The organism is Bacillus sp. ISO11 (assembly GCF_003458115.1).
Lineage (GTDB): Bacteria > Bacillota > Bacilli > Bacillales > Bacillaceae_G > Bacillus_A > Bacillus_A cereus.
In genome coordinates, this window is record NZ_QXCO01000016.1 from 79,042 (window position 1) to 104,086 (window position 25,045).

Here is a 25,045-nt window from a genome sequence, read left to right on the forward strand (position 1 = left end):
TAGATGTTTGCAAAAAGCGGACCAACCACTTTCGTGTTTTTTTGCTCATCCACTTAAAAAATAAAAAGCAACTGATCACTTAGGACCAGTTGCTTTTTTCACACAATAATTTTTCATTTAAAATTAATTCGATTTAAAAGTTTCGCCTTTTCATAATGAAACATCGACTGAGATAACTCAAAAATTGTTCCATTTACAAGATACACTGTATTTTCAATAAGAAGCGCCGGATCACCTTCATTTAATTCTAAAAGCTGTGCATTTTCTTTATTTACTTTTTCACAACTAATAACTTTATCAGCAAAACCAATATTTAATCGTAAATCTTCAATGAAATAACTGTATACAGAGCTTAATGCTATTTCTTCGTTCAAATATGGAATAATATCCTTTTTGAAATAACTTACTTCAATAGAGAATGGTTTAGCATCTACAATTCTTAAGCGCTTCAAAAAATACAACCTAATTCCAGCTTCGCATTGCATCTGCTTTGCTATCTCTTCGTCCGCATCTATTACTTCAAGCTCTAACACTTTCGTTTCAATATTTTGTGAAACAAGATTTTTCGTTAATCCACGTAAACTTCCTAAATTAATGTAATCTGTTACAGAAGTTTCGCGTAAAAACATGCCACTACCTTGCACTTGAAAAATATAACCTCTATTCACAAGCTGACTAATTACTTTACGTATCGTATTACGGCTTACTTCAAATCGATTCATCAACGCTTCTTCTGTAGGTAGTTTTTTCGTTTCATTAAAAAGCCCATCTCGAATGTTTTGCTCTAACACATCTGCAATTTGTTTATACTTTGCACTCATACACTTTCTCCTAAAATACTCTTTTATCTGTTATAACTCTTCCCCTCTCGTTTCGATCACACGTTTATACCAATGAAACGAAAGTTTCTTCTTACGTTTTAAGTTATCATTATGATCGACAAAAATAAAGCCATATTGCTTTTTATATCCATTTAACCAACTTAAAAGATCAATCACTGACCATGCATAATAACCTTTTAAGTTAATTCCCTCTTCAATTGCACGCTTCATTACTTTTAAATGCGCTTCAATAAATTTAATTCTCGGAACATCTACAATTTCTCCGTCAATGATCGGATCTTCATCACCAAGTCCATTTTCCGTTACATACATCTTTATGTCACCGTAACGCGCTTTCAACATATGCAATCCCTCTAAGAAACCTTCGGGAGATATTTCCCATCCCCATTTTGTATATGTTTTATCATCCATTTTAACTGTTCGATAAAAACCATCAAAAGAAGAGTTACCTGGAGCAAGCGTTGAGTTTTCTCGAGAATGTTCCTCACTCTTTATATCCATATCGTATCTTTCTACTCGTATTGGTTGATAATAATTCAAGCCAATAAAATCATTTTCTTCTGCATTTTGTTTAATGATTTCTAATTCTTCAACCGTCCAATTAGGAGTCCATCCTTTTTCCTTTAATTGTTTTACAACATAAGACGGATACTCGCCTTTTAAAATTGGATCATAATACCAATACGTTTCATATTCATTCGCATGATTTGCTGCTTGTATATTTTCTTTTTGATCATCCACACTATAAGCTGGTAAGAAAACATGTGTAATCCCAATCTCACCATATTGTTTCAGCTGCTTGTACACCGCAACTGTTTTCGCGTGTGCATAAAATACATAATGAGTAGCTTGAAAATACTTTGGAACATCATTTTGTATTCCTGGTGGATGTGCACCTTTTAAATAACCTAATCCACAAAACATTACGGTCTCATTAAAAGTAATCCAATGCTTAACTCTGTCACCAAATGCCTTAAAACAAGTTTCTGCATATTTTACGAAAGCCTCTGCTGTTCTTTTATTCGTCCATCCACCATCTTTTTCTAACGGTAATGGTAAATCCCAATGATATAAAGTGACAAACGGCACAATCCCGTATTTTAAACATTCATCAATTAAGTTGTTATAAAATTCAATCCCTTTTTCATTTACCTTTCCATCTCCAGTCGGCAATATTCTCGCCCAAGAAATAGAAAAACGATACGATTCTAATCCCATCTCAGCCATTAAGCGAACATCTTCCTTATATCGATGATAATGATCAACAGCTACATCACCATTTGTTCCATTGTATGTTTTGCCAGGAATTTTTGAAAACTCGTCCCAATTCGTAACACCTTTTCCATCTTCATTCCATGCACCTTCTACTTGATAAGAAGCTGAAGCAGCTCCGAATAAAAAATCATGTGGAAACTTCATAGTATATACCTCCATTTCATTACAACAAATCAAATTCAATCATACATATAAAATTTATAGGTACAAATTTTATATGTATGATTATATCTTATGTTTTTATTTTTTTCTATTATAAAAGTACAATTTATATTGTTGGTTATTGGAAAAGAAAAAGAAGCGATATATTTTATCGCTTCTTACTCTCATCATCTTTATTCTTTTATTAATGACTTATTCGCTCTTATAACTTCTTGATACAATAATGGTGACCACTTTTCATTTATGTAGTCTTGAATTACCCAGCCTACTCTCGCAGGATTCTTTTGTTTTATATAGTTTGCAATTTCAGGATTTATATAAGAGGCATAGTAATATGGACTATTCCATGCTGTACCACCAGAAGACAAGCTTGTAAAATTAATATATAGATGATTTAAATCCTCGCTATTGTTCATCGTTTCATCCATCGTATCTTTAATAGATTTTACTTTCTCATCATAGCTCACTTTATATTTATCTTGTACTGTTACATTTGCATTTTGGTTTACAGTTGTGGTAAACGTCTCATTATCTGGCCAATAAAAATTATTATATCCTCCAGGTTCATTACTACCACTATATCTTTTTAGTAGTACAATTTTCCCACGAGCATCTCCAAGCTTTATATTTCCTTCTGTTTTTAAAAAAATAGGATCAACAAAATATTTTTTTTCAAACGTGCTACTAAATGAATCTTCTGCCCCTTTCATATCCTCATACTCTTTTTTTAAAGACATAATAATTGTTTCACTCGGGTTATCTTTTAAAAATTGTTTCGCTTCATTTATGAATTCATGCAGTGTTACGTAAAGATATAATGGCCCATGATGAAGAACTATCGTATTATCATCTGTTAAACGTCCTCTTATATCAAAAATGCGAGCTCCATGGTCCATTTGATAGCGAAAATCATATTCTTGCGTCATTCCCCATACTTGCTTAATCGGATTTTGCAACTTGAACGTCCCACTATCGTGTGTTCCTGGAATTGAAATTCGTGCTAACGGGATACTATCAGGTATAGGTTGCATCCATTTTGACCAATTTTCAAGCTCATTAACAGAGCTAGCTGCAACTACTCTCTTATCATGTAAAGCAAATACAAATGTGATAAATATTGTACTACATATGAATAATTTCAAAATTAACTTCTTATTGCTCATTATTATCCCTCTCTTTTTCTGTTTTTATATCAAACTTATTGAATATAATATAAGCTAGTTCAGAAAAAATAAATAACATTTCATCAATATGAAATATTGCATAGAAGTAAAGTTAAAAAATCATTCACATATACTAAATTAGAAAAATTTAAAGGAACTTCATCTGAAGTTCCTTTTACTTATTTTATGTTCAATACGTATGAACCATCTTTATTCTCATATTTATAGACGTATAAATAATATTTACCTGGCTTTGCATTATAAGTTCCTTTAACTACATTGCCTTCATTTTCACCATATGCTACATAGTTATTTAAATCTGATTCATGATGAAGTACCCATGTCATTCCAATATTTTGTTCATTTAGTAGAGAAATATTAATATTTTCCGGCGAATCAATTTGGAAAGTAAATACATCTACTCTATCACTATTATGTAGCGTTCCTTTCACCGGTGTATGAAAGTTAACTTTATTTGCCTGTCTAGGCTCATTATTTGGTTCATTTTCTGTTACTTGTAATTCATTCCCACCGTTTGGTTTTCTTTGTTCATAGCCTAAGTTTGCTAGTATAGACTTCAAATCTGGTAAAACACCAATTTTATCTGCATATGGATCTTTAGATTTTGTTCCTGTGCTCTGGTTACTTAATATTGCTCTTAGTTCACTTGGTCTATATGGTTGTCCTAAATTTTCTTTAGCAATGCTTTGTACTAAAGTCGCTGCCCCAGCAATAATTGGCGAAGCACTAGATGTTCCGCTAAAGCTTGAAGTATAAAGATTTACAGCACTTCTACTTTGTTCAGCTGTAGTTGTATCTACATTTTCTCCCCATCCGTACACATCAATACGGCTTCCATAATTCGAAAACCACATACGTTCATGAGGGAAAGATGAAGAGCCAGCTCCTACCATAATTGCACCCGAATCTTTAAAATCTTTACTATTACGATTTAAGACTTGCTTACCTTTTCTATCTTTGAACTGGTCTAAATCATTCCACCCATTTGCTCCAGCCTCTATAATTACAATTCCCTTATCTGTACCAGCACGAATTGCATCAAAAATATCTGGTTGTACTTCAACAGGTAAATATTTATCACCATATCCATCGAAAGATGCTTGTGCCTCTAACAATAAAACATCCCCAGCTTCTAACTGATTTACAGCGCTTAATATTGCATCAGCCGTATTATACTGTCCGTTATCTCTTATTTGAGAGATAACCTTTGCTTTCGCTTTTGGCGCAATCCCAATATTCCCAACTTCATTGTCCTCAGAGGATACAATTCCTAGTACAGACGTCCCATGACCGACATGCTGATCTATATTTCTTCCAGACATTAACTCAATTTTTTGATGTAATAAATCCTCATGATTTAATAACCATCCGTATTCCATATCAACAAAAGTGATACCATTTCCATTACCGCCTTGAATTCCCCAGGCGAAAGGCGCATTAATACCGTATGGGGCCGCTTCAAGATAACCTTGTTTTTTAAATCTAGGATTGTTACTAGGATTAAGAGCTACACTTGATGATTGCACTTCAGGTGGCATTATTTTCTCTTGTTTCTTCATATACGCATCTTCTATTAAAGAAGATGCCTTTAACTTATCTACTATTTCTTCTTCATACCCACTATTTTGATTTTGAAGAATATAGTAGTTTAATAAACTTGTAGATACATGATTAGGTGCTTTCACTTCAAGGTTTTGTATTTGTTCCGGGCTTACAGATGTGAATAAACGAGTAAATGTTACATCTGGATATTCTGTCAAAAGATCTTTTATTACTTTATCATTCGTTTGAGATTGTATTTGTTTTTCAATACCATCTTCATATGGCAAATCCAAATCCGCTTTAAATTTTACAATGATTTGCTTATCTGTTTCTTGTTCTATCCCTGATTTAATCTGCTGTTCTATAGAATCAGCATGTACACTATTGATAGTACCCCCTGTTCCTAAAAGTGTTGTAATGATTACAGTTGACGCACACATTTTTTGAAATATTTCCATTGCATTAATCCTCCTATTAATAATTAATCATTATATTAATCTATAATGATTTCATTTCTATAACGTATTCCCTTTCTACTAAATAGATTATAGTAATCAGAAATATGAACTTCAATGTATTTTCATATGCAATATTTCATATTCGGACTCTACACTACACGAATATGAAACTTATAGTGATTATTTATTTTATATGTGCTAATATACTTACATTAATATATTACACATATATACATTTCAAACTACATTACTTAAAAGTTTCACCTTAATTTTTTCTTAGGAGGATTTACAATGAAATTACTAAAACTAAAACATATAATCCCTTTATCTGCAGCTGCAATTACATTCGTATGTAGTCAAAGCACAGCTGAAGCTTCTACCATTCATACAGTAAAAAAGAACGATACACTTTGGGGCATTAGTAAACAATACGGAGTTTCAATACAATCCATTAAACAGGCTAATAATAAAGGAAACGATCAAACCTTTATTGGCGAACAGTTACATATTCCAGGGTCCGTGAAATCAAATGAAATCACTGTTCCTCAAAACGCCAAGCCTGCGAACATTTCTGGACAAATTATTTATCAAGTACAACCGGGAGATTCATTAGAAACGATAGCAAGGCGTTACAATGTCACTGTCCAATCTATAAAACAAATTAACAATACAGTCGGAAACAAGCTTTATACAGGACAACATTTAAAAATCAACTCAAGTATTTCACAAAAAGAAAAAGACTTAATGGCACGCTTAGTTACCGCTGAAGCAGGTGGCGAATCCTATAAAGGAAAAGTAGCAGTAGCGAAAGTTATACTAAATCGTGTAAATGCAAAAGGTTTTCCAAATACAATAACAGGCGTTATTTATGAACCTATTAAATACGGATATGCATTTACTCCTGTTACAGATGGAAGAATTAATCAGCCTGCAAGCGCAGAAGCAAAAATGGCTGTAGAAGAGGCTATCTCCACAAATGGAGTACATTCTGACTGGCTTTATTTCTACAATCCAAAAACATCAACAGACAAGTGGATTACGACACGTCAGACAGTAGCAGTAATTGGTAATCATGTGTTTGCTAAATAAGATTTAAAATCATTAACAGACCTCTTCACTTAAAAGGTCTGTTTTTTTTCTATGTAAGATGTTATTAATCATATGACATAGTTATTTTTTAAACTATTTCTTCTTTCAAATAAAAATTTTTGTATTTACTCCGCCACTCGTAGAAATTAATAAAGCATCAAGTTCAAAAACTCCCACTTTATTAATAAAAGCTATTTCTTAACTTCATAAAATTGTTATACACTAGAAAAATAAAAAACAAACTATTCGTTAGCAGGTGGAAGAATATGTATGATATTACAATTATCGGCGCTGGAGTAAGTAGCATTTTTATGGCTTATTCACTAGCTAAAAGTAACAAAAAAGTTTTAATTCTTGATAAAGGTAAAGCGCTAGAAGATCGCCATTGTCCTTTAGACGAAGGAAAAGTGTGTAATTGTACTACATGTGATAAATATTTCGGGTTTGGTGGTTTAGGAAAATCTGAAGGGAAATTTAATTATACAAACGGATTTGGCGGAGAACTTGAGAAAAAAGTCGGTAAAGAGGGTTTTATACAACTCATGGCTGAAGTAGATGAAATTCTATGTCAGTTTGGTGGAAGTTCGGTTTCAAAATATTCTACTGAAAATTCAAGTCTCACTAAGAGAGCTGAAGCGTGTGGTTTACAAATGCTAACAACAGAAGTAAGACATCTTGGTACTACACTTTCCAGTAACATTTTTCAGCTGCTCTATGAATTTTTACTGACGAAAATAAAGATCCAATTTCATATAGATGTACAACATATTCTGAAACAGGAAGATCATTTTACAATAGAGACAAATCAAGGAACAGCTCAAACTAAGCAACTTGTATTTGCAACTGGGCGCTCTGGGGCCGATTGGTTAAAAGAAATATGCAGTTCCCTAAATATTTCTCAGGAGCAAACACGTGTAGATTTAGGAATTAGAGTAGAAATGAAAGAACATCAATTACGTTCTATATTAAAAGATACTTTTGAAACAAAACTTTCTTATCAAGGTGAGCATTTCACAGCAACTACTTACTGTATGAATCCACAAGGCCGCATCATTCGAAAGTACGAAGAAGGTTTAGTTATGCCTGACGGTCAAAATTTTCGGGAACAAGGAACTGGCACTTCTAACTTAAATTTCACTTTATTTATTCCTCGCTATTTTCCAACTCTCAAAGAAGCAAATGCATACGCAAGTTCAATTATTGAAGGCATTAACCAAGGACGAGATCGGATTGTTATACAGCGCTTAGAGGACTTACTAAAGAAACAACCTACGGTGGAAAACAGTATGGAGCATAATCGTATACAGCCTACACTACAGGGGGATTATGGAGATTTGAATCAAGAAATTCCTCAATCATATATTGAAGGGCTAAAAGAATTTTTATTACGCTTAGAACAATTTATACAGGAGCCTATCGATCAACATACTTTACTATATGGAATTGATGGAAAGTTCTATGCTCCTACGATAAAAATTAATAATCATTTTGAAACTAGTATACATGGGCTATTTTTAATTGGAGATTGTTCAGGCGTTACGCATTCATTATCTCAAGCAGCTGCAAGTGGTCTGTATGTTGGAAAGTACTTATCTGACATTTAATTTCTATCATTAAAATATCAGTCAAATATTTTCAATTTCAAAACACTTTACTTATATATAGTAAAAGTATATTAATAAGACCCCTATCCTTCCCTGCTAATGATTAACCGACAAAAAATCGGGATTTTACAAAATACATATGTAATATAACTGTATATTTAAAACGATTGGCATTCAATTCTAATAAATTGAATGTCAACAGTTTTAAAAGTCTCTATCCATTTTCACTTTTATTTGTTCGATATTTTGTAACATCATCATAGTGTTTAATATGGTAGGATGTCTATAAGTCAATTTCACTACAACTATGACTTTTTCTGCCTGTTTCTCAAAAAAGAGTTATATTTATGCTACTACGCTTTAAAAATCCCCATTGTATATATATGAATACTTCAAATTATTCCCTTTAGAAAACAAAGTCTAAATGGTTCATTACAGTCTAATAGTTATAAAAACATAATATATAACTTTAGTTAAATAAATTATATAAAGAAGGTGTAAAAATGAAGAACAAAATAAATTTACAAATGCAAAATATAAGTTTTGTTATAATAATGGCTTTAGCAGTATGGTTAAAAACATATCTTATTACGCGATTCAGTTTTGATTTAAAAATCGAGTCTTCAACGCAAGAGCTCATTTTGTTTATTAGCCCTCTAGCCGCATCATTAGCATTTGTTGGATTAGCATTATTTGCAACTGGTGAAAAGGGAAATTATATAGCGCTCTGTATTAATTTCTTATTAACAATCGTGCTTGTTGGAAATGTAATGTTCTATGATTTTTATAGTGATTTCGTTACATTACCAGTACTTGGACAAACCTCAAACTTTGGCCAATTAGGCGGCAGTATTATAGAAATATTAAACTACAAAATTATACTCGCATTCGTAGACATTGTTTTCTTCTTTATTTTATTAAAAAAGAAATCATTGGTCTTTAAAACAGAACGTGTAACTCATTCTACGCGCTTGTTATACTTTCTTTTAACGATTGGTGTATTCTTTGCGAATCTACATCTTGCAGAAAAAGAGCGCCCTGAATTATTAACAAGATCATTCGACCGAGTCATGCTTGTCAAAAATTTAGGCTTATATACTCACCAAGTATATGACTTAACACTGCAAGTAAAAGCTGGGTCACAAAAAGCACTTGCTGATAGTAGTAAATTACAAGAAACTGAAAACTACGTAAAAGCAAATCAAAGCGAGCCAAACCCTAATATGTTTGGTGCAGCGAAAGGAAAAAACGTAATTGTCGTCACTCTTGAATCCTTGCAGACCTTCTTAATAGGCGCATCAGTGAACGGGCAAGAAGTTACACCATTCCTAAATGAATTCATAAATGAAAGTTATTACTTTGATAACTTTTTCCATCAAACTGGTCAAGGGAAAACATCCGATTCAGAATTTCTAATCGATACGTCGTTGTATCCATTAAATCGAGGAGCTGTATTCTTCACACACGGTAACAATGATTATACTGCAACTCCAGAAATTTTACGTCAGCAAGGTTATTTCACTTCTGTATTCCATGCGAATAACGCAACATTTTGGAATCGTAATATCATGTACTCTGCTCTTGGTTATGATCGTTACTATAATGAGCTTGATTACAAAATTACACCAGAAACAAATTTAAATTGGGGATTAAAAGATATCGAATACTTTGATCAATCAGTAGATATATTAAAAACTGTTAATCAACCATTCTATGCTCGTTTCCTTACTTTAACAAACCATTATCCATTTACGTATGATGAAGATACAAAATTCATTGAACCATACAACTCTGGTAATGGCGTATTTGATCGTTACATCGTAACAGCACGTTACTTAGACGAATCCATTAAAAAATTTATTGAACGTCTAAAGGCCGAGGGGCTTTACGATAATTCTATTATTGTGTTATACGGTGATCATTATGGAATTTCCGAAAAACATAATCGTGCAATGGCACAGTTTTTAGAAAAAGATCAAATAACAGAATTTGATACTTTAAATTTACAACGTACACCTTTATATATTCATATTCCTGGACAAACAGAAGGTCAAACTATTTCAAAGCCTACGGGACAAATCGATATGAAACCTACGATTCTAAATTTATTAGGTGTTGATTCTACGAATGATATCCGTTTTGGCCATGATATGTTTTCAGATGAATATACTGGCTTTGTTGTTTTACGTGATGGTAGCTTCGTTACAGATAAGTATGCATACAAAAACAACACTTTCTACGACCGTATAACAGGTGAAATTGTAGATTTACCAAAAAAAGAAGCTCAAGCCCTCATTAAACGTGCACAAAATGAATTACGAATGTCTGACAAAATTATTGAAGGCGATTTATTACGTTTCTCAGAAAGCAATAAAATTAAAACTGGCGAAGTACAAACTAAAATTAAAGAAACAGAAAAATAATCTATATGAAAAAGGAGCAACTTATTACAGTTGCTCCCTTTTACTTTTATTCTACACTTGTTTCTAAAGCTACATCTGTATAGGTATTATCATCACCTATATTTAAAATTACTTCACATTGACGCAATCTCAATTCAAAGAGCATGATAGAATCATGATAAACTTCAGGATTTGATTTCATTTTATGTAACATCTCTTGTTTTTCTTGTATTTCTAATTGCGTATTTTCTACAGCTTGCTTTAAGGAGTTAAATGGATTCCTAAAGAATATATGAATATCCCTCTCTTGTGTGTTTTCAAACAGCTCAAATTGCAAGAAAAATTTCTTCATAATAGAAGCCGTTACTTCAGTATAATCTTCATTTTCTACATACTGTTTATATTTGTTATATAGCATAGATTTATTTTTAGGAAGAACTCCAAATAATTTACCGGCACTTTTTAGTAAAAATTGTGCTGGCGTAAATCGACGTAAAATATTTACTTCATCCATTTGTATTCTAGTCGTCATCCTGTCAGTATCTCTGCGCCAGTCATCAAGCACTTTAAAGTCACATTCTAACTGTATTTTATTTTCTCCAAATAGTGAATTAAGCCCTTCACTAAGTTCTTCTAAATACGTTTGGCTTTGAAGAAGCTCATTATTAGAAGTTGCAATCCAATTTTGCATAGAAAGAGCAAGATTAGGTAATACAGTTTGTTCTAAATATTTATGCACTCTTTCATTCATTGCTTTATTTAGTTCCGTATCCATGTGCCCGAAATCACTTTCTTCACTAATTAAATTAGAACAGCTCTTTAATATCTTCGGAATATTTTCGGTAAGATCATTTGTAATTTCAGTCTTCATTGAACGATATGATTGTGTAATGAAATGAATTTTTTCCCTTTCAAATGCAGTAAGGTTATTAATGCTACCGTTTAGTTTCACTAGCATATCTTCATTCCAATTAATAGCATCCACCAGGTTATTTTCTTTCTCAACACGTTTCTCCAAAAGATATGTAATTGTTTTTCGAATGAAAAATAATAACTTTTCAGTACGTTCTGCATCGATATTTTTATGATTAAAGTTAAAATGAATAAACTCGATTAAACCATTTAATTGTTGACTACTTGTATATAACGAGGAATAAGGGAAAATTCTCGCATACGGAAAATATGTATTTATTCTCGTTGCCGTATCATGTAATACCCTTTTCACTTCTGCTTCACTGTAAATGTTATCGATTTTATTTAATAAGAAATGAATTTGTAAATTTGGCGTATGTTCTTGAATACTTAATAGAATGTCACGTTCTTTATCAGTAAAAGGTGAATCCGCATTCAATACGAACAGTAATTCGTCTACAGAATTTAAATATTCGAATATCTCATCTCTAGTGTCGTTATTTCTATTAAAGCCAGGTGTCACTACAAATGTAAGTTTATTTTCATTTAAAAATCTGCATGGTAATTTAAATTCAACACACGCTCTATCTCTATATGTTTGATGGTGCTGAGACATCATATTATGGTAATCAGTGATATCTTCCGTTGTTGTAATTGCTGAGTCTGTTATAGCGTTTATTTCTATATGAGCATCATTTTTTAAAACTACTACATTTGAAATTGATTTTTCTAATATATTTTCTCCTAATATAGAGTTAATAAATGTAGTTTTTCCGTTCCCTGAAGTTCCCGTTACTAAAATACGATTTGTTCTTAAATCTGCGAGCTCGTCAACTAACCATTTAAATCGGTGACCTATTTCTATATTCTGCTTTTGTGCCCACTGTGTAATAGATTCAAAAAGGTGTAAGCTGTACTCTAAGCCATTTACATGATTAATAGAATGTGACAGTAAGTTTTCCGCATGTTCTATATTTGCTGAATCTATTTTGGAAGGGAAAATCTCATCCCATGCCAATACAGCTGCAGATGGAAATACAGCATAAGATGGATTGACTACCTTTAACCAGTTTGCTAACAGATTTGGTATGATATCGTCTAATTGTCTAAGCGTATATTGACCTTGAATTAATGTAAAGTACGTTTCTTCGTAAAGAGCAGAAACTTTGTTCCATATATCGGACGAATGTATTTCAATATGTAAGAAAAATTCATTTATTGTATTAAGCCATAATAAATAATTTGGTTCATCTTTATAACTGTTCCAAAGTGATGAAACCATTTGTGTAAATTGTACTTGATCTACATTATTTAATGTAGCTAATGCATCATAAAAATAGTCTGGTGAAATATGTTTAGTAAACCCTTTATCGATATATCCTTTTAACACCTCAAACCACGGATACGACTCTATTCGAATTAACTCATTCACAGCAAGCTCTACTGCACTATCAAAATCTTGCTGTTCCTCATAAAAGGAACGGGCAATTTTTGTGACGTTCGGATAATCAGGATTTAAAGAAACTGCTTCTTTAATAACACCGAAAGCTGAATTAAAATTATTTTGCTCAATGTAAAGAGAAAGTAGTTGTAATCTAATTTCGGTCATCAATATTTTATTATCAGTAGTAATGGAAGTATAAATATTTTCAGCATATGGTAATTGATTAAGTTCGAAATAAGCATCCGCAATATTTTTTTGTGCCCATGGTGCTAATTCATTACTAACCTTCTCCCATTTAAAAATAGCTGCTTCAAAATCTTGATGACGATAATAAAATTCACCTTGTGCAAAACGAATATAAGACCCATCAGAAATCTCATTTCGTTCTTCGTTTACATAAGCTTGTCCAAGTACGTCAAGAATTGACTTTGTTTCATTCTCCATTAGGAATGTTTCATAATACACCTTTTTTATTAATTGTTTTTCTAATCTCATCTTTTCCCCCACTATATCTTGAAAATACATTTTTAAGATATGTCAATGCTTTTTGTATGTATGCTTTTTATCTTAACAAAGAATATCTTTTGGAAAATTTCATTTTCCTTTCATTTTTCAAGTTAGATTGAATTTTTATGAGAAAAGTTTCAGTTTTTTTTCAATTCCCTTTCAGTTATGAAACAGCATTAAATGTTCCTAATAACCTAATAACACTATAATATTCCACATTATATTATCAGGAAAACCCCATATAAACCATATTATAAAAACAATCTATAATGAATTTATATGCGCAATTCACTGTGCTGTCAAACAAAAAACAACAATAGGAGCCAACATCTATTCATACCATTTCTTTCTCAAATTGTTTTCCTTTAAAATGTTTCAGTAGTTATGTAATTAAATTCCATTAACCTATATAAATAACTAGTCCAAAAAATATCTATATGCATATCATGTTATAGTAAAGAATTTAGGAGATCCTAAAAGGAGGCATTTTCATGTTTGAAGATAAATCTAAAATAAATTACCCATATGAATTTACTGAAACTACAACAGTTCCTCTAAAGAACCCCATTGACAAAAAATTCAAGAACGGCACAGGTACACATAACTTCCCAATTAAGAAGCACTATAAAGAGCAAGTTCTATACACTGAAAAAATTAATAATAATAAAAATAAGTAATTGTATAGATCCTTATGACAATTGGCTAAATAAGAAGCAACATTTGGCCATGCATAGTTATTTAGTTAGTAATGATACAATTCATGCACCTTTTAAAAAGTGCTGTATACAGCGCTTTTTTATACATAGATAAATTTAAGTTAACGCAACCAAGAAATACACTACAAAATTACTCCACCATATTCTCGTTTACAATTAAATCTACATATGAAAAGGGAGCAACAGTAAATGTTGCTCCCTTTTCATATGTAATCTATTCACTCTACATAACCCTCTTAAACATCTTCTCCAACTCATAAGTAGAATGATGCACAAGAATTGGTCTTCCGTGCGGGCATGTGTACGGGTTTGTTGTTGTACGTAGTTCTTCCAGTAAAGCAAATATTTGATCGTTCGTTAAATATTGATTCGCTTTAATGGATGCTTTACAGCTCATCATGATGGCTGCTTCTTCACGTAACTTTTTAATATCAACTTTTTTTAGTTTAACAACTTGCTCCATCATTTCATCGATGATTTCTGTTTCTTGTCCTTTCGGGAACCATGTTGGATGCGAGCGGACGATAAAGGATTGATGGCCGAATTGTTCTAAAAATAGCCCGACTTTTTTTAGTTCTTCTAACTGCTCTTCGACACGTAAAAATTCAGTAAGAGATAGATCAATACGGTACGGTACAAGTAACTCTTGTACTTCTTGCGCTACTCTTCCTACTTTATCACGGAAGTATTCATAATTAATACGTTCCTGCGCGGCATGCTGGTCAATCATATATAATCCTTTATCATTTTGAGCGAAAATATATGTTCCATGCATTTGTCCAATTGGATAAAGCGGTGGTAAGTCATTCCCGTTCATCTCAATCTCTTTTATTTCCCGAACTTCTTCTTCTAATTCCTCTAGTTCAAAGTCCTCTTCATTACTGTCCCACGATTTCTCTTCTTGAATTGGCTCTTCGATTATCGGTTTAGTGGGTGGTTGCCAACTTTGTTCTTCTCTCACGAGCGACTGTGGTGGTTGCCATTCTTGCTTCGGTGGTTGCCAAAGCTGCGCAGGCTGTTTCACAGCCTGCGGTTCTTCTTGTTTTGCATCCATGCCAGTCGGTAAAACGATGTCCGGCATAGATGGTTCTTTCGGCTTCGCATGCTCAAACTGGAACTGTTCTTGCACACTTTCGTCTTTTTCTTTTTTCTTCGTTGTTACACCTGCATCTGGAATAAGCTGTATTTTTTTAAATGCAGCTTGCAATGTTTCTTCGATCAGCTTTAGCAATTCTTGTTCTTTACTAAAACGAACTTCTAATTTCGCTGGATGTACGTTAACGTCAACTAGCATTGGATCCATTTCAATCGATAAGAAACCAATTGGATACCGGCCAACTGGCAGTAATGTATGGTATCCTTGCTGAATTGCTTTCATTAATACAAAGTTTCGAACGTAACGACCATTTACAATCGTTGACATATAATTACGAGATGCTCTCGTTACTTCTGGTAATGTTACATAACCTTTAATTGTAAAGTCTAAAGATTCAGCTTCAATTGGAACAAGCTTCTTCGCAACTTGAATACTGTAAATCGATGCAAGTACTTGTCTTACATCACCGTTACCTGACGTATGAAGCAATTTCTTTTCATTATGAAATAGTTTTAACGATACTTCTGGATGTGACATTGCAATACGATACACGATATCTGTAATATTTCCGAGCTCTGTATGAATGGTTTTCATATATTTAAGACGTGCTGGTGTATTAAAGAATAAGTTTTGTACTGTAATATCTGTTCCTTTTCGGCTCGCAGTCTTCTCTTGCTTTATAATGTCTCCACCTTTAATAATAAGGTGTGTACCAGGCGCATCACCTGTGCTAGTAATTAATTCTAATTCACTAACTGAGGCAATACTTGGCAATGCCTCACCGCGGAAACCGAGTGTTCTTATGCGGAACAGATCGTTTTCATCTTTAATTTTACTCGTTGCATGGCGTTCAAAAGCGACGATACAGTCTTCTTCTGCAATACCATCACCATTATCAATGATACGAATTTTCGATAACCCAGCTTCTTCTAAGTGGATTTCAATAGATGTACTATTCGCATCGATAGAATTTTCCACAAGTTCTTTTACGACTGAAGCAGGGCGCTCTACTACTTCCCCTGCCGCAATTAAGTTAGAGAGTTGGTCATCGAGTTTGCGAATTTTCCCCATCTACTTACTCATCCTTTCTTTAACTTTTTCTGTAAGCGATACAATTCGTTCATCGCTTCTAAAGGTGTCATATCAAGTAAATCGATTTTTTTAATTTGCGCCAGTACTGCTGTTTCTTTTTGATCTAGCAGAGGCTTTTCTTGTTTCTTCGAAGACTGTTCTCCTCCAAAGAAAGATAGTTGCGATTCTTCTTCAGTCTCTACTTTCGTTTCCTGTATTTCTGCTATTTCTTCTTTTACAACTACAGGTTCTGGAGTAGCTTCTTGTACTTTCACTTCTACTCGCTTTGGAATAATAATTTCTTCCTGTCCTTCTAGCTGTGCTAACACTTCTTTCGCACGAGCGATTAGGCTATCTGGAAGCTCCGCAAGTTGCGCAACGTGAATTCCGTAACTTTTATCAGCTGCTCCATCTTGAATTTTATGAAGGAATACTACTTTTCCATTCTCTTCAATTGCTGAAACGTGTACATTTTTCAGTTGATTTAAACTCTCTTCTAACACCGTCAATTCGTGATAATGCGTAGAGAATAACGTTTTTGCACCAATTTGGTCATGAATATGTTCAATAATCGCTTGTGCAAGTGCCATACCATCATACGTAGATGTACCGCGTCCAATTTCATCGAATAAAATTAAACTTCTTTCTGATGCGTTTGCAATTGCATTTTTCGCTTCTAACATTTCGACCATAAATGTACTTTGACCTGAAATTAAATCATCCGCTGCACCAATTCTCGTAAAGATTTGGTCAAATACAGGTAATACTGCTTCTGTTGCTGGTACGAAACAACCGATTTGCGACATAACCGTTACAAGTGCTAATTGTCTCATATACGTACTTTTACCAGACATGTTCGGCCCTGTAATTAAAAAGACATCCATATTCTCTGGCATAATACAATCATTCGGTACATACAATTTCCCGTTCAATACTTTTTCAACAACAGGATGACGACCATCTTTAATAAAGATTTCGCGCTTCGTTGTCAGTACAGGTTTTACAAACTGTTCTTCTTCACTAACTGTTGCAAAACTTTGCAGTACGTCTAATTCACTAATTACTTTCGCTAAATGTTGTAATTTCGGAATAAATACTTTTACTTCTTCACGAAGTGCTGTAAATAAATCGTATTCTAGCTGTACAATTTTTTCTTCAGCTTCTAAGATTAACGTTTCTTTTTCTTTCAGTTCATCTGTAATGAAACGTTCAGCATTAGCAAGCGTCTGTTTACGCTCATAGCGACCTTCTGGAAGTGCTGCAAGATTCGCTTTCGTTACTTCAATGTAGTAACCGAAAATACGGTTGTATCCGATTTTTAATGATTTAATTCCGGTAATATCACGTTCTCTTTTTTCAAGCTCAGCAATCCACGTTTTCCCGTTTTTACTAACGTAACGATATTGATCAAGCTTGTCATTATAACCATCTTTAATAATATCTCCATCTTTAATCGAAAGCGGTGGGTTTTCTTGAATACTTCTTCCTAGTAATTCTGTTAAGCTTTCACATGGATCTGCACCTTGAATTAATCTCGATGCATAAGCGTTATCTAACAAACTAATTGCTTCTAAAATAGCTGGTACTTGAAGCAATGAACGTCTTAATTGTAATAAGTCTCTTGCATTTACGTTACCAAATGCAACTTTTCCTGCTAAGCGTTCTAAATCATATACTTCTTTTAACTTTTCCTTTAAATCTTCACGTAAGAAGTAATCATTTACAAACGTTTCAACCATTTCTAAACGCTCTTCAATTCTTTCTTTCTGTATAAGTGGACGTTCCATCCACTGTTTTAACATACGACCACCCATAGCTGTTTTCGTCTTGTCCAATAACCATAATAGTGATCCTGTTTTTTCTTTCGTTCGAAGTGTTTCTGTCAGTTCTAAATTTCGCTTTGAATGTACATCAATTTTCATAAATTGATTCGTATAATAAATTTCTACTGGTTGCAAATGATCTAAAGAACGTTTTTGCGTTCTTATTACATAGTTAAATAAACGTCCAACTGCTTTAATTAATTTTGCTTGTGAAACATTTTTCACAAGATGTTCTAATCCTTCCGGAATTGCCGTTGCATCTTCATACGAAATCGTCATTTTCAATGTTTCAGTTAACTTGTTTAGTTCATCTTTAGAAAATGAAGAATCAACAACAATTTCTTTCGAACCAGTTGCATACACTTCTAATAAAATATCTTCTACTGAACCAGTCAATAACGTTACTGTATTTTGTCCAGTCGTTAAGTCGTTACAAGCTAATGCATATGATCCATCTTCAAAATGTGTTAATGCGGCTAAGAAGTTATTTTCTTTCTCATCAATTGTACGCCCTTCCATCATCGTTCCTGGCGTAATTAATTGTACTACTTCACGACGTACTACACCTTTAGCTGTTTTCGGATCTTCTACTTGCTCACAAACAGCTACTTTATATCCTTTTTCAACAAGTTGTTCAATATAGTTTTTAGCCGCATGATACGGTACACCGCACATTGGTATACGTTCACTACTACCGCCATCTCGGCTCGTTAATGTAATTTCAAGTTCATGAGCTGCTTTTACAGCATCCTCAAAGAACATTTCATAAAAATCGCCTAAGCGAAAAAATAAAAAGGCATCTTGATAATCTGCCTTAACCTTTAAATATTGCTGTATCATAGGCGTATATTGAGTCATACTTTTCCTCCATAATTCTTACATGATAATCTATTTTCATATATGTCGCATTTCACGGACACTCTTATCTCCTATTTCAGGAGTCTTTCTTCATTATAACATATTTCATAAAGAATCATGTTCATTCAGCCCCACTTATGTAAAGTAAAAAGCTAGGAAGAACTTCTCCCTAGCTTTCTATTACTCTTCTTCTGCATCAACTATAAAGTTCGGATCTAATTCTTCAAATTCATCATCAGCAATTTGGAAATCATCATCTGATTCTACGCAGCCTTCAGGATTTACACTTACACAAATTTTCGTTTCTCCAACTACTTCTGTTACAAATTCACGTTCTACAGTTACAACAATTTTATTACCATTTGGTGATACAAGTGCTTCTAAACAATTTGGCGGCTGAATAACACGAGCAATAATTTCTAAATCGTCACCAGAAAAGTTTTTATCACGATAACCAATACTTACTTCGTCCGTGTAGTTCACACGTTCTGTTACAACTTCAGTCTTTGTATTTCCATCAAATGAATACCAAGTGTTCACATCATAGAAACCTTCAATTTCCACATGTTTTCCATTCTTTCTTGCTTCGTACGAGTGGTTAATTACCCAGCACCCTAAAATACTTGTTGGCTCATTATTCGATTCACATGTATGCGTTGACTTTGTATACTTACGTCCTTTTCCAACCACTGCTTTTGTAATAATCTCTCTAAATTCGGACATTCGTAACCCTCCTCAATCACTATTCACTTAATCATATGCGTGACAATAGCGGAATGTGTCATTCTTTTTTTGAGAAGAACTTACGTTTAATCCACAAAAAAAAAGAGATGTCAATATGACATCTCTTTAACAACCACAATTTCCTTTTTTACTTTCTACCGCTGCGCCAGTTTCACCCTTTAGTACATCGCCACCAGTTGAAATTAATATTTCATCTGTTACGTTGTTAGAAATTGTACTAGCAACTAACTGTAATAAGTCATTTACGTATGTTTGTGAAGATTTAAATTGTTGTACGACTGGAATACTGTCTAACTTATCTTGCAATGCATCAATTTCAGCTTCTACCTTTTTTAAAGCTTCCCATTTCCCGTAATGTTGCAAGTTTACTGCTTGTTTTTGCAGTGCTTTAATTTCATCGATTGCGCGCTTTACATTTTCATTTTTATGAATTTGCGCCTCTGCTTTCTTAAAAAAATCAACTTCTTCTGTTTCAGAAATCATTTTTGCTAATTCTTTCGCTTGTTCAACAATGTCATCTTTCGAATATACTTTCATCTATTATTTCACCTCAATCGGCTCTTCAACTAATTCCCCGTTAAGAGACCAAGTTTTTGCTTCCGTTATTTTCACTTTCACAAGCTGACCAATTAAAGATTTTGAAGCGACGAAGTTTACAAGTTTATTCGTACGAGTATAACCTGCAAGTACTTCCGGATTATTTTTACTTTCCCCATCAACTAACACTTCTACAATTTGACCTTTGTAACGACTATTCTTTTCAATTGCCAACGTATTTACTAGTGTATTTAAGCGCTGAAGACGTTCTTTCTTTACTTCCATCGGTACATTATCTTTCATTTTTGCAGCTGGTGTACCTTCGCGAGGAGAATAAATGAATGTAAAGGCAGTATCAAACCCTACTTCACGATATAACGACATCGTTTCTTCAAATTGCTCATCTGTTTCATTTGGAAAACCAACGATAATATCTGTTGTTAATACTACATCTGGAATTGCTTCTTTAATTTTTCTTACAAGTTCTAAATAATGCTCACGCGAATATTTACGTGCCATAATTTTCAGCATATCTGTACTTCCAGATTGAACTGGTAAATGGATATGTTCTACTAGGTTGCCACCTTTTCCAAGCACTTCAATTAAGTGATCATCGAAATCACGTGGATGGCTCGTTGTAAAACGAATACGGGCAATATCAACTTTACGAAGTTCGTCCATTAAATCGCCAAGACCGTATTCTATATCTTCAAAGTCTTTACCATATGCATTTACGTTTTGTCCAAGTAAAGTAATTTCTTTATAACCATTTGCAGCTAAATGACGAATCTCTTGGATAATATCTTCTGGACGTCTACTTCGCTCTTTTCCGCGTGTATACGGTACAATACAATACGTACAGAATTTATCACAGCCATACATAATATTTACCCACGCTTTAATATCACCACGACGTACTTTCGGAAGGTTTTCAATTACGTCACCTTCTTTTGACCAAACTTCAACTACCGTCTCTTTCGAGAACATCGCATCTTTTAGAATATACGGTAGTCTATGAATATTATGCGTTCCAAATACCATATCTACATGCTGATTTTTTTGCATAATTTTATTTACAACAGATTCCTCTTGAGACATACAACCACATACACCAATTAAAAGGTCTGGATTTCTTCGTTTGAGTGACTTTAAATGGCCTAGCTCACCAAACACCTTATTTTCAGCATTTTCACGAATTGCACAAGTGTTTAATAAAACTACATCTGCATCCTCAGTTGAAAAAGTTGGTTCATATCCAAGTGCTGTGAAAATACCTGCCATTACTTCCGTATCATGCTCATTCATTTGACAACCATATGTACGAATATAGAACTTTCTTCCTGTACCAAAATTGCGAAACTCTTCAGGTAAGCCAAAATCCCGTTCAATTTTAACTTCTTCTTTCCCACGCTTTTTCGCATCCTTTAAGGAAGGTGGTTGATATACACTTTCAAAGTATTTACTATAATCTTTCTCTTCTTTTTTCGTAGAGGAATTTGCTTGTTGACTTGCTAATCGTTGTTGCTCGTTCATCGGTAATCTCCTTTCACCCTTAACTATACACACTCTATAGTCCATTTTAATGCGCTTAGACTCACCTCAAAAATGGTTAGATAGCTGGAGAGATAACTTGTCCTTTGAAACTTGAGTAATCAATCTAATCATTCATAAGAATGAAGTCTTCCCCACGCAAATAGACATTCCCTTTTTATCATTTCTTGTTGTCCTACCCAAAAGCATATTGCTTTATCCCTATAAACATTACCATAGTATGACGTGTTTCGCCAATTTTAACAATACAAAGGCCTTTTATTACCTTACATTTCATAAGCAATGAACTTGCCATTTTCATACAACGATTCATATATTATTTTATCATTCTGAATTTTCTAAGTAAATAAGACTACCCTATATTTTTGTACATAAAAAAAGGTTGCCAAATCGGCAACCTTTTTTTCTTACATTACATAAATTCAGCAACAAGCTCATCAAACATTTTCTGATCCATATTTAAATCAGATTTCACTAAAGGCTCTTCACTATAGCCTTTAACAAGTTCTTGATATGATGGTTGCTTAGTATTTTGATAAATTAACCCTGTTACTAAACCGTTATTTTCCATTAAAGTTTGCATAGCCATCATGCGATTAGATGGATCATATCCCTCTACTGTGCTTAGTTTCGTTAAGTTCTCTTTAAACCAATCGTAAGTATTTACTTTATTGTAAGTAACACATGGGCTAAATACGTTAATTAATGAAAATCCTTTATGGTTAATACCAGCTTCAATAATTTGTGTTAATTCTTTTAAATCACTCGAAAAGCTTTGCGCCACAAATGTCGCACCAGCTGTTAAGGCCATTTCCATTACATTTAGTGATGGTTCAATTGAACCTTGTGGTGTGCTTTTCGTTTTAAATCCAGCTTCACTACGTGGTGAAGTTTGCCCTTTTGTTAATCCATAAATTTGGTTATCCATTACGATGTACGTAATGTCGATATTACGACGAATAGAATGGATTGTATGTCCCATACCAATCGCAAATCCATCACCGTCACCACCTGAAGCGATAACTGTTAAATCACGATTTGCCATTTTCACACCTTGTGCAATCGGAAGGGCACGACCATGAATACTATGCACACCATATGAATTAATATAACCTGAAATACGGCCTGAACAGCCGATACCAGAAATAACAGCAAGTTCATCTGGATTTAGGCCAACGTTAGCTGCCGCACGTTGAATTGCAGCTTGCACTGAGAAGTCTCCGCAACCTGGGCACCAGTTTGGCTTTACACTGTTACGAAAGTCCTTAAATGTTGCCATTTAATACAACCCCTTTTTTGCATTCGTTGTAAATCTCTTTCGGCAAGAATGGGTTTCCATCATATTTTAAAAGACTAGAAATTTTCTCACCATTACCAAGATTCATTTTCATAATGTTAGCAAGCTGACCTGTTGCATTGTTTTCTACTACTACAACACGCTTCGCCTTTTTCACAAGTGGATCGATTTCAGCTGTTGGGAACGGGTGAATTAAACGCACATGAGCATGGTTTACTTTCATACCCTCTTGTTCTAAACGCGTCATTGCCTCTTCGATCGCACCACGAGTTGAGTTAAATCCAACAAGCAATACGTCTGCTTCTTCATGCTTAACATTTTTATAAACAGGGGTATTAAACTTCAAGTTCTCCATTTTACGGAAACGTTTGTCCATTTGATCTTTACGGTTTATTGCTGATTCCGATGGTTTTCCAGTTTCATCATGTTCTACACCTGTAACATGGTGAACACCATTTTTCATACCAGGTAAAACACGTGGTGAAACGCCGTCTTCTGTTACTTCATAACGCTTGAAGTATGCTTTATTTTCACGTTCTGGTAATTCTGCTTCTAAATCAAGCTTACCACGACGAATTTCCACTTTATCTAATTTAAGTGGTTCTACTGTTTGTTTTCCTAACGAAAGCTGTAAATCTGTTAAGAAAATAACAGGAACTTGATATTCTTCAGATAAGTTAAATGCTTCTACAATGTCATAGAAAGCTTCTTCAACTGTACTTGGCGCCATTACGATTTTTGGAATTTCACCATGCGTACCGTAAATCATCGCCATTAAGTCAGACTGTTCTTGTTTCGTTGGTAATCCTGTACTTGGGCCGCCACGTTGTGTATCAACAATTACTAATGGGGTTTCTGTAATACCTGCTAAACCGATTGCTTCCATCATTAATGAAAGACCAGGACCAGCAGATGCCGTTAATGTACGAACACCAGCATAGTTTGCACCGATTGCCATTGTACAAGCTGCGATTTCATCCTCAGTTTGGATTACTGTTCCGCCGACTTTCGGTAATTTTTTAATTAAGTATTCCATAATTTCTGATGCAGGTGTGATTGGGTATGCTGACATAAAACGAGCACCACCAGCTACCGCACCAAATGCGATTGCATCGTTTCCAATCATAAACATGCGTTTTTTACCATCAGCTTTTTCAAGCTGCATCATGTTTACTTTCTCACCTAGTAATTCTTTCATATATTGAGAGCCGCGTTTAATTGCGTCCATATTCTTTTGAACGACTTGCTCTCCTTTACGACCAAAGATTTCTTCAACAACATCTAAATAAGCTGTTTCATCTAATCCTAATACTGCACTTGATGCTCCTACAGCAACCATGTTTTTCATTAATGATGTGCCTAATTCTGAAGCAATATCTGTAAACGGTATCACATATAGATTTACATCTGTATTGTCAGGTATTGTTGGATTAAATTTCGCATCCGCAACTACAATTCCACCTGGACGTAGTTCGTGGAAATTAAAATCAATTGTTTCTTGGTCAAAAGCAATTAAAATATCTAAATCATCTGAGATCGCTCGTACTTCTGTTGTACTTACACGAATTTTATTATTTGTATGGCCGCCTTTTATACGTGATGAGAAGTGGCGGTAACCGTATAGGTAATATCCTAATCGGTTTAATGCAATACAGAAGATTTCTCCTGTACTTTCAATTCCTTCACCTTGTTGGCCTCCAACTTTCCATGAAAGTTGACTAATCATCTCCTACACCCCTTTTGGCTGCATTCATTGTAGTGTATTTTTTTACAGTAATAGTTTAGCATTTTTTATGCAAATAAACTACAACGGACGCAAATTATGCCTCTTCTGATTTCCCTGAATCTTTAGTATAAAGCTATTTTGTTTTTCATTCTAGTATTAGGTCTTAAAAAAAGCAATAAAATCAAATGAATTAATTTTAATTTTT

Annotated in this window: 16 protein-coding genes; 4 read left to right on the top strand and 12 right to left on the bottom strand. The window is 33.8% G+C overall.

Annotation, left to right across the window (positions count from 1 at the left end):
* Positions 1 to 113 precede the first annotated feature (113 nt).
* The 4 genes from D1166_RS17730 to D1166_RS17745 all read right to left on the bottom strand — a co-directional run bounded on the left by D1166_RS17730 (position 114) and on the right by D1166_RS17745 (position 5,463).
* Entirely contained in the window at positions 114 to 821 is a 708-nt protein-coding gene (locus D1166_RS17730; RefSeq protein WP_097856398.1) for a GntR family transcriptional regulator, read from the bottom strand.
* Between the two features lie 30 nt (positions 822 to 851).
* The gene (locus D1166_RS17735; RefSeq protein ID WP_000671626.1) at positions 852 to 2,261 is read right to left on the bottom strand and encodes a glycoside hydrolase family 1 protein; all 1,410 of its coding nucleotides are present in this window, start codon (positions 2,259 to 2,261) and stop codon (positions 852 to 854) included.
* A 191-nt stretch (positions 2,262 to 2,452) separates the two neighbouring features.
* A complete protein-coding gene (gene plcA, locus D1166_RS17740) occupies positions 2,453 to 3,442 on the bottom strand; it encodes a phosphatidylinositol diacylglycerol-lyase (RefSeq protein ID WP_097856397.1) in 990 nt (329 codons plus the stop codon).
* A 179-nt stretch (positions 3,443 to 3,621) separates the two neighbouring features.
* Positions 3,622 to 5,463 (bottom strand): S8 family peptidase, encoded by a 1,842-nt coding sequence (locus tag D1166_RS17745; RefSeq protein ID WP_097856396.1) that lies wholly within the window; start codon positions 5,461 to 5,463, stop codon positions 3,622 to 3,624.
* 291 nt (positions 5,464 to 5,754) lie between these two features.
* Here D1166_RS17745 and D1166_RS17750 point away from each other — a divergent pair, with 291 nt between their 5' ends.
* The 3 genes from D1166_RS17750 to D1166_RS17765 all read left to right on the top strand — a co-directional run bounded on the left by D1166_RS17750 (position 5,755) and on the right by D1166_RS17765 (position 10,579).
* Positions 5,755 to 6,552, top strand: coding sequence for a cell wall hydrolase (locus tag D1166_RS17750; RefSeq protein ID WP_000771174.1), 798 nt, complete (start codon positions 5,755 to 5,757; stop codon positions 6,550 to 6,552).
* A 266-nt stretch (positions 6,553 to 6,818) separates the two neighbouring features.
* On the top strand, positions 6,819 to 8,156 hold the full coding sequence (locus tag D1166_RS17755) for an NAD(P)/FAD-dependent oxidoreductase (protein ID WP_097856395.1): 1,338 nt from the start codon (positions 6,819 to 6,821) through the stop codon (positions 8,154 to 8,156).
* A 503-nt stretch (positions 8,157 to 8,659) separates the two neighbouring features.
* Entirely contained in the window at positions 8,660 to 10,579 is a 1,920-nt protein-coding gene (locus D1166_RS17765; protein ID WP_097856394.1) for an LTA synthase family protein, read from the top strand.
* Positions 10,580 to 10,625: 46 nt separating this feature from the next.
* On the opposite strand, the gene D1166_RS17770 is transcribed toward D1166_RS17765, so the two are convergent.
* Entirely contained in the window at positions 10,626 to 13,409 is a 2,784-nt protein-coding gene (locus D1166_RS17770; RefSeq protein WP_097856393.1) for a dynamin family protein, read from the bottom strand.
* 503 nt (positions 13,410 to 13,912) lie between these two features.
* Here D1166_RS17770 and D1166_RS17775 point away from each other — a divergent pair.
* Positions 13,913 to 14,098 carry a hypothetical protein gene (locus D1166_RS17775; protein ID WP_000461138.1) on the top strand — a complete coding sequence of 62 codons (186 nt, stop codon included), beginning with the start codon at positions 13,913 to 13,915 and terminating at the stop codon, positions 14,096 to 14,098.
* A 262-nt stretch (positions 14,099 to 14,360) separates the two neighbouring features.
* Here the strand turns inward: D1166_RS17775 and mutL are convergent, their stop codons facing one another.
* The 7 genes from mutL to D1166_RS17810 all read right to left on the bottom strand — a co-directional run bounded on the left by mutL (position 14,361) and on the right by D1166_RS17810 (position 24,840).
* Positions 14,361 to 16,304, bottom strand: a complete 1,944-nt coding sequence (gene mutL / locus D1166_RS17780) for a DNA mismatch repair endonuclease MutL (RefSeq protein ID WP_061654842.1) — start codon at positions 16,302 to 16,304, stop codon at positions 14,361 to 14,363.
* Positions 16,305 to 16,312: 8 nt separating this feature from the next.
* Complete coding sequence (mutS, locus tag D1166_RS17785; protein ID WP_000196029.1) at positions 16,313 to 18,985, bottom strand: DNA mismatch repair protein MutS; 2,673 nt, start codon at positions 18,983 to 18,985, stop codon at positions 16,313 to 16,315.
* Positions 18,986 to 19,165: 180 nt separating this feature from the next.
* Positions 19,166 to 19,708 carry an outer spore coat protein CotE gene (gene cotE / locus D1166_RS17790; RefSeq protein WP_001288799.1) on the bottom strand — a complete coding sequence of 181 codons (543 nt, stop codon included), beginning with the start codon at positions 19,706 to 19,708 and terminating at the stop codon, positions 19,166 to 19,168.
* 126 nt (positions 19,709 to 19,834) lie between these two features.
* The gene (locus D1166_RS17795) at positions 19,835 to 20,266 is read right to left on the bottom strand and encodes a YlbF/YmcA family competence regulator (RefSeq protein WP_000870461.1); all 432 of its coding nucleotides are present in this window, start codon (positions 20,264 to 20,266) and stop codon (positions 19,835 to 19,837) included.
* 3 nt (positions 20,267 to 20,269) lie between these two features.
* Entirely contained in the window at positions 20,270 to 21,799 is a 1,530-nt protein-coding gene (miaB, locus tag D1166_RS17800) for a tRNA (N6-isopentenyl adenosine(37)-C2)-methylthiotransferase MiaB (protein WP_001005388.1), read from the bottom strand.
* Between the two features lie 430 nt (positions 21,800 to 22,229).
* On the bottom strand, positions 22,230 to 23,096 hold the full coding sequence (locus D1166_RS17805) for a 2-oxoacid:ferredoxin oxidoreductase subunit beta (protein WP_000190155.1): 867 nt from the start codon (positions 23,094 to 23,096) through the stop codon (positions 22,230 to 22,232).
* Complete coding sequence (locus tag D1166_RS17810; protein ID WP_000625417.1) at positions 23,083 to 24,840, bottom strand: 2-oxoacid:acceptor oxidoreductase subunit alpha; 1,758 nt, start codon at positions 24,838 to 24,840, stop codon at positions 23,083 to 23,085. Before D1166_RS17810 ends, D1166_RS17805 begins: the two co-directional genes overlap by 14 nt.
* Positions 24,841 to 25,045: the final 205 nt, after the last annotated feature.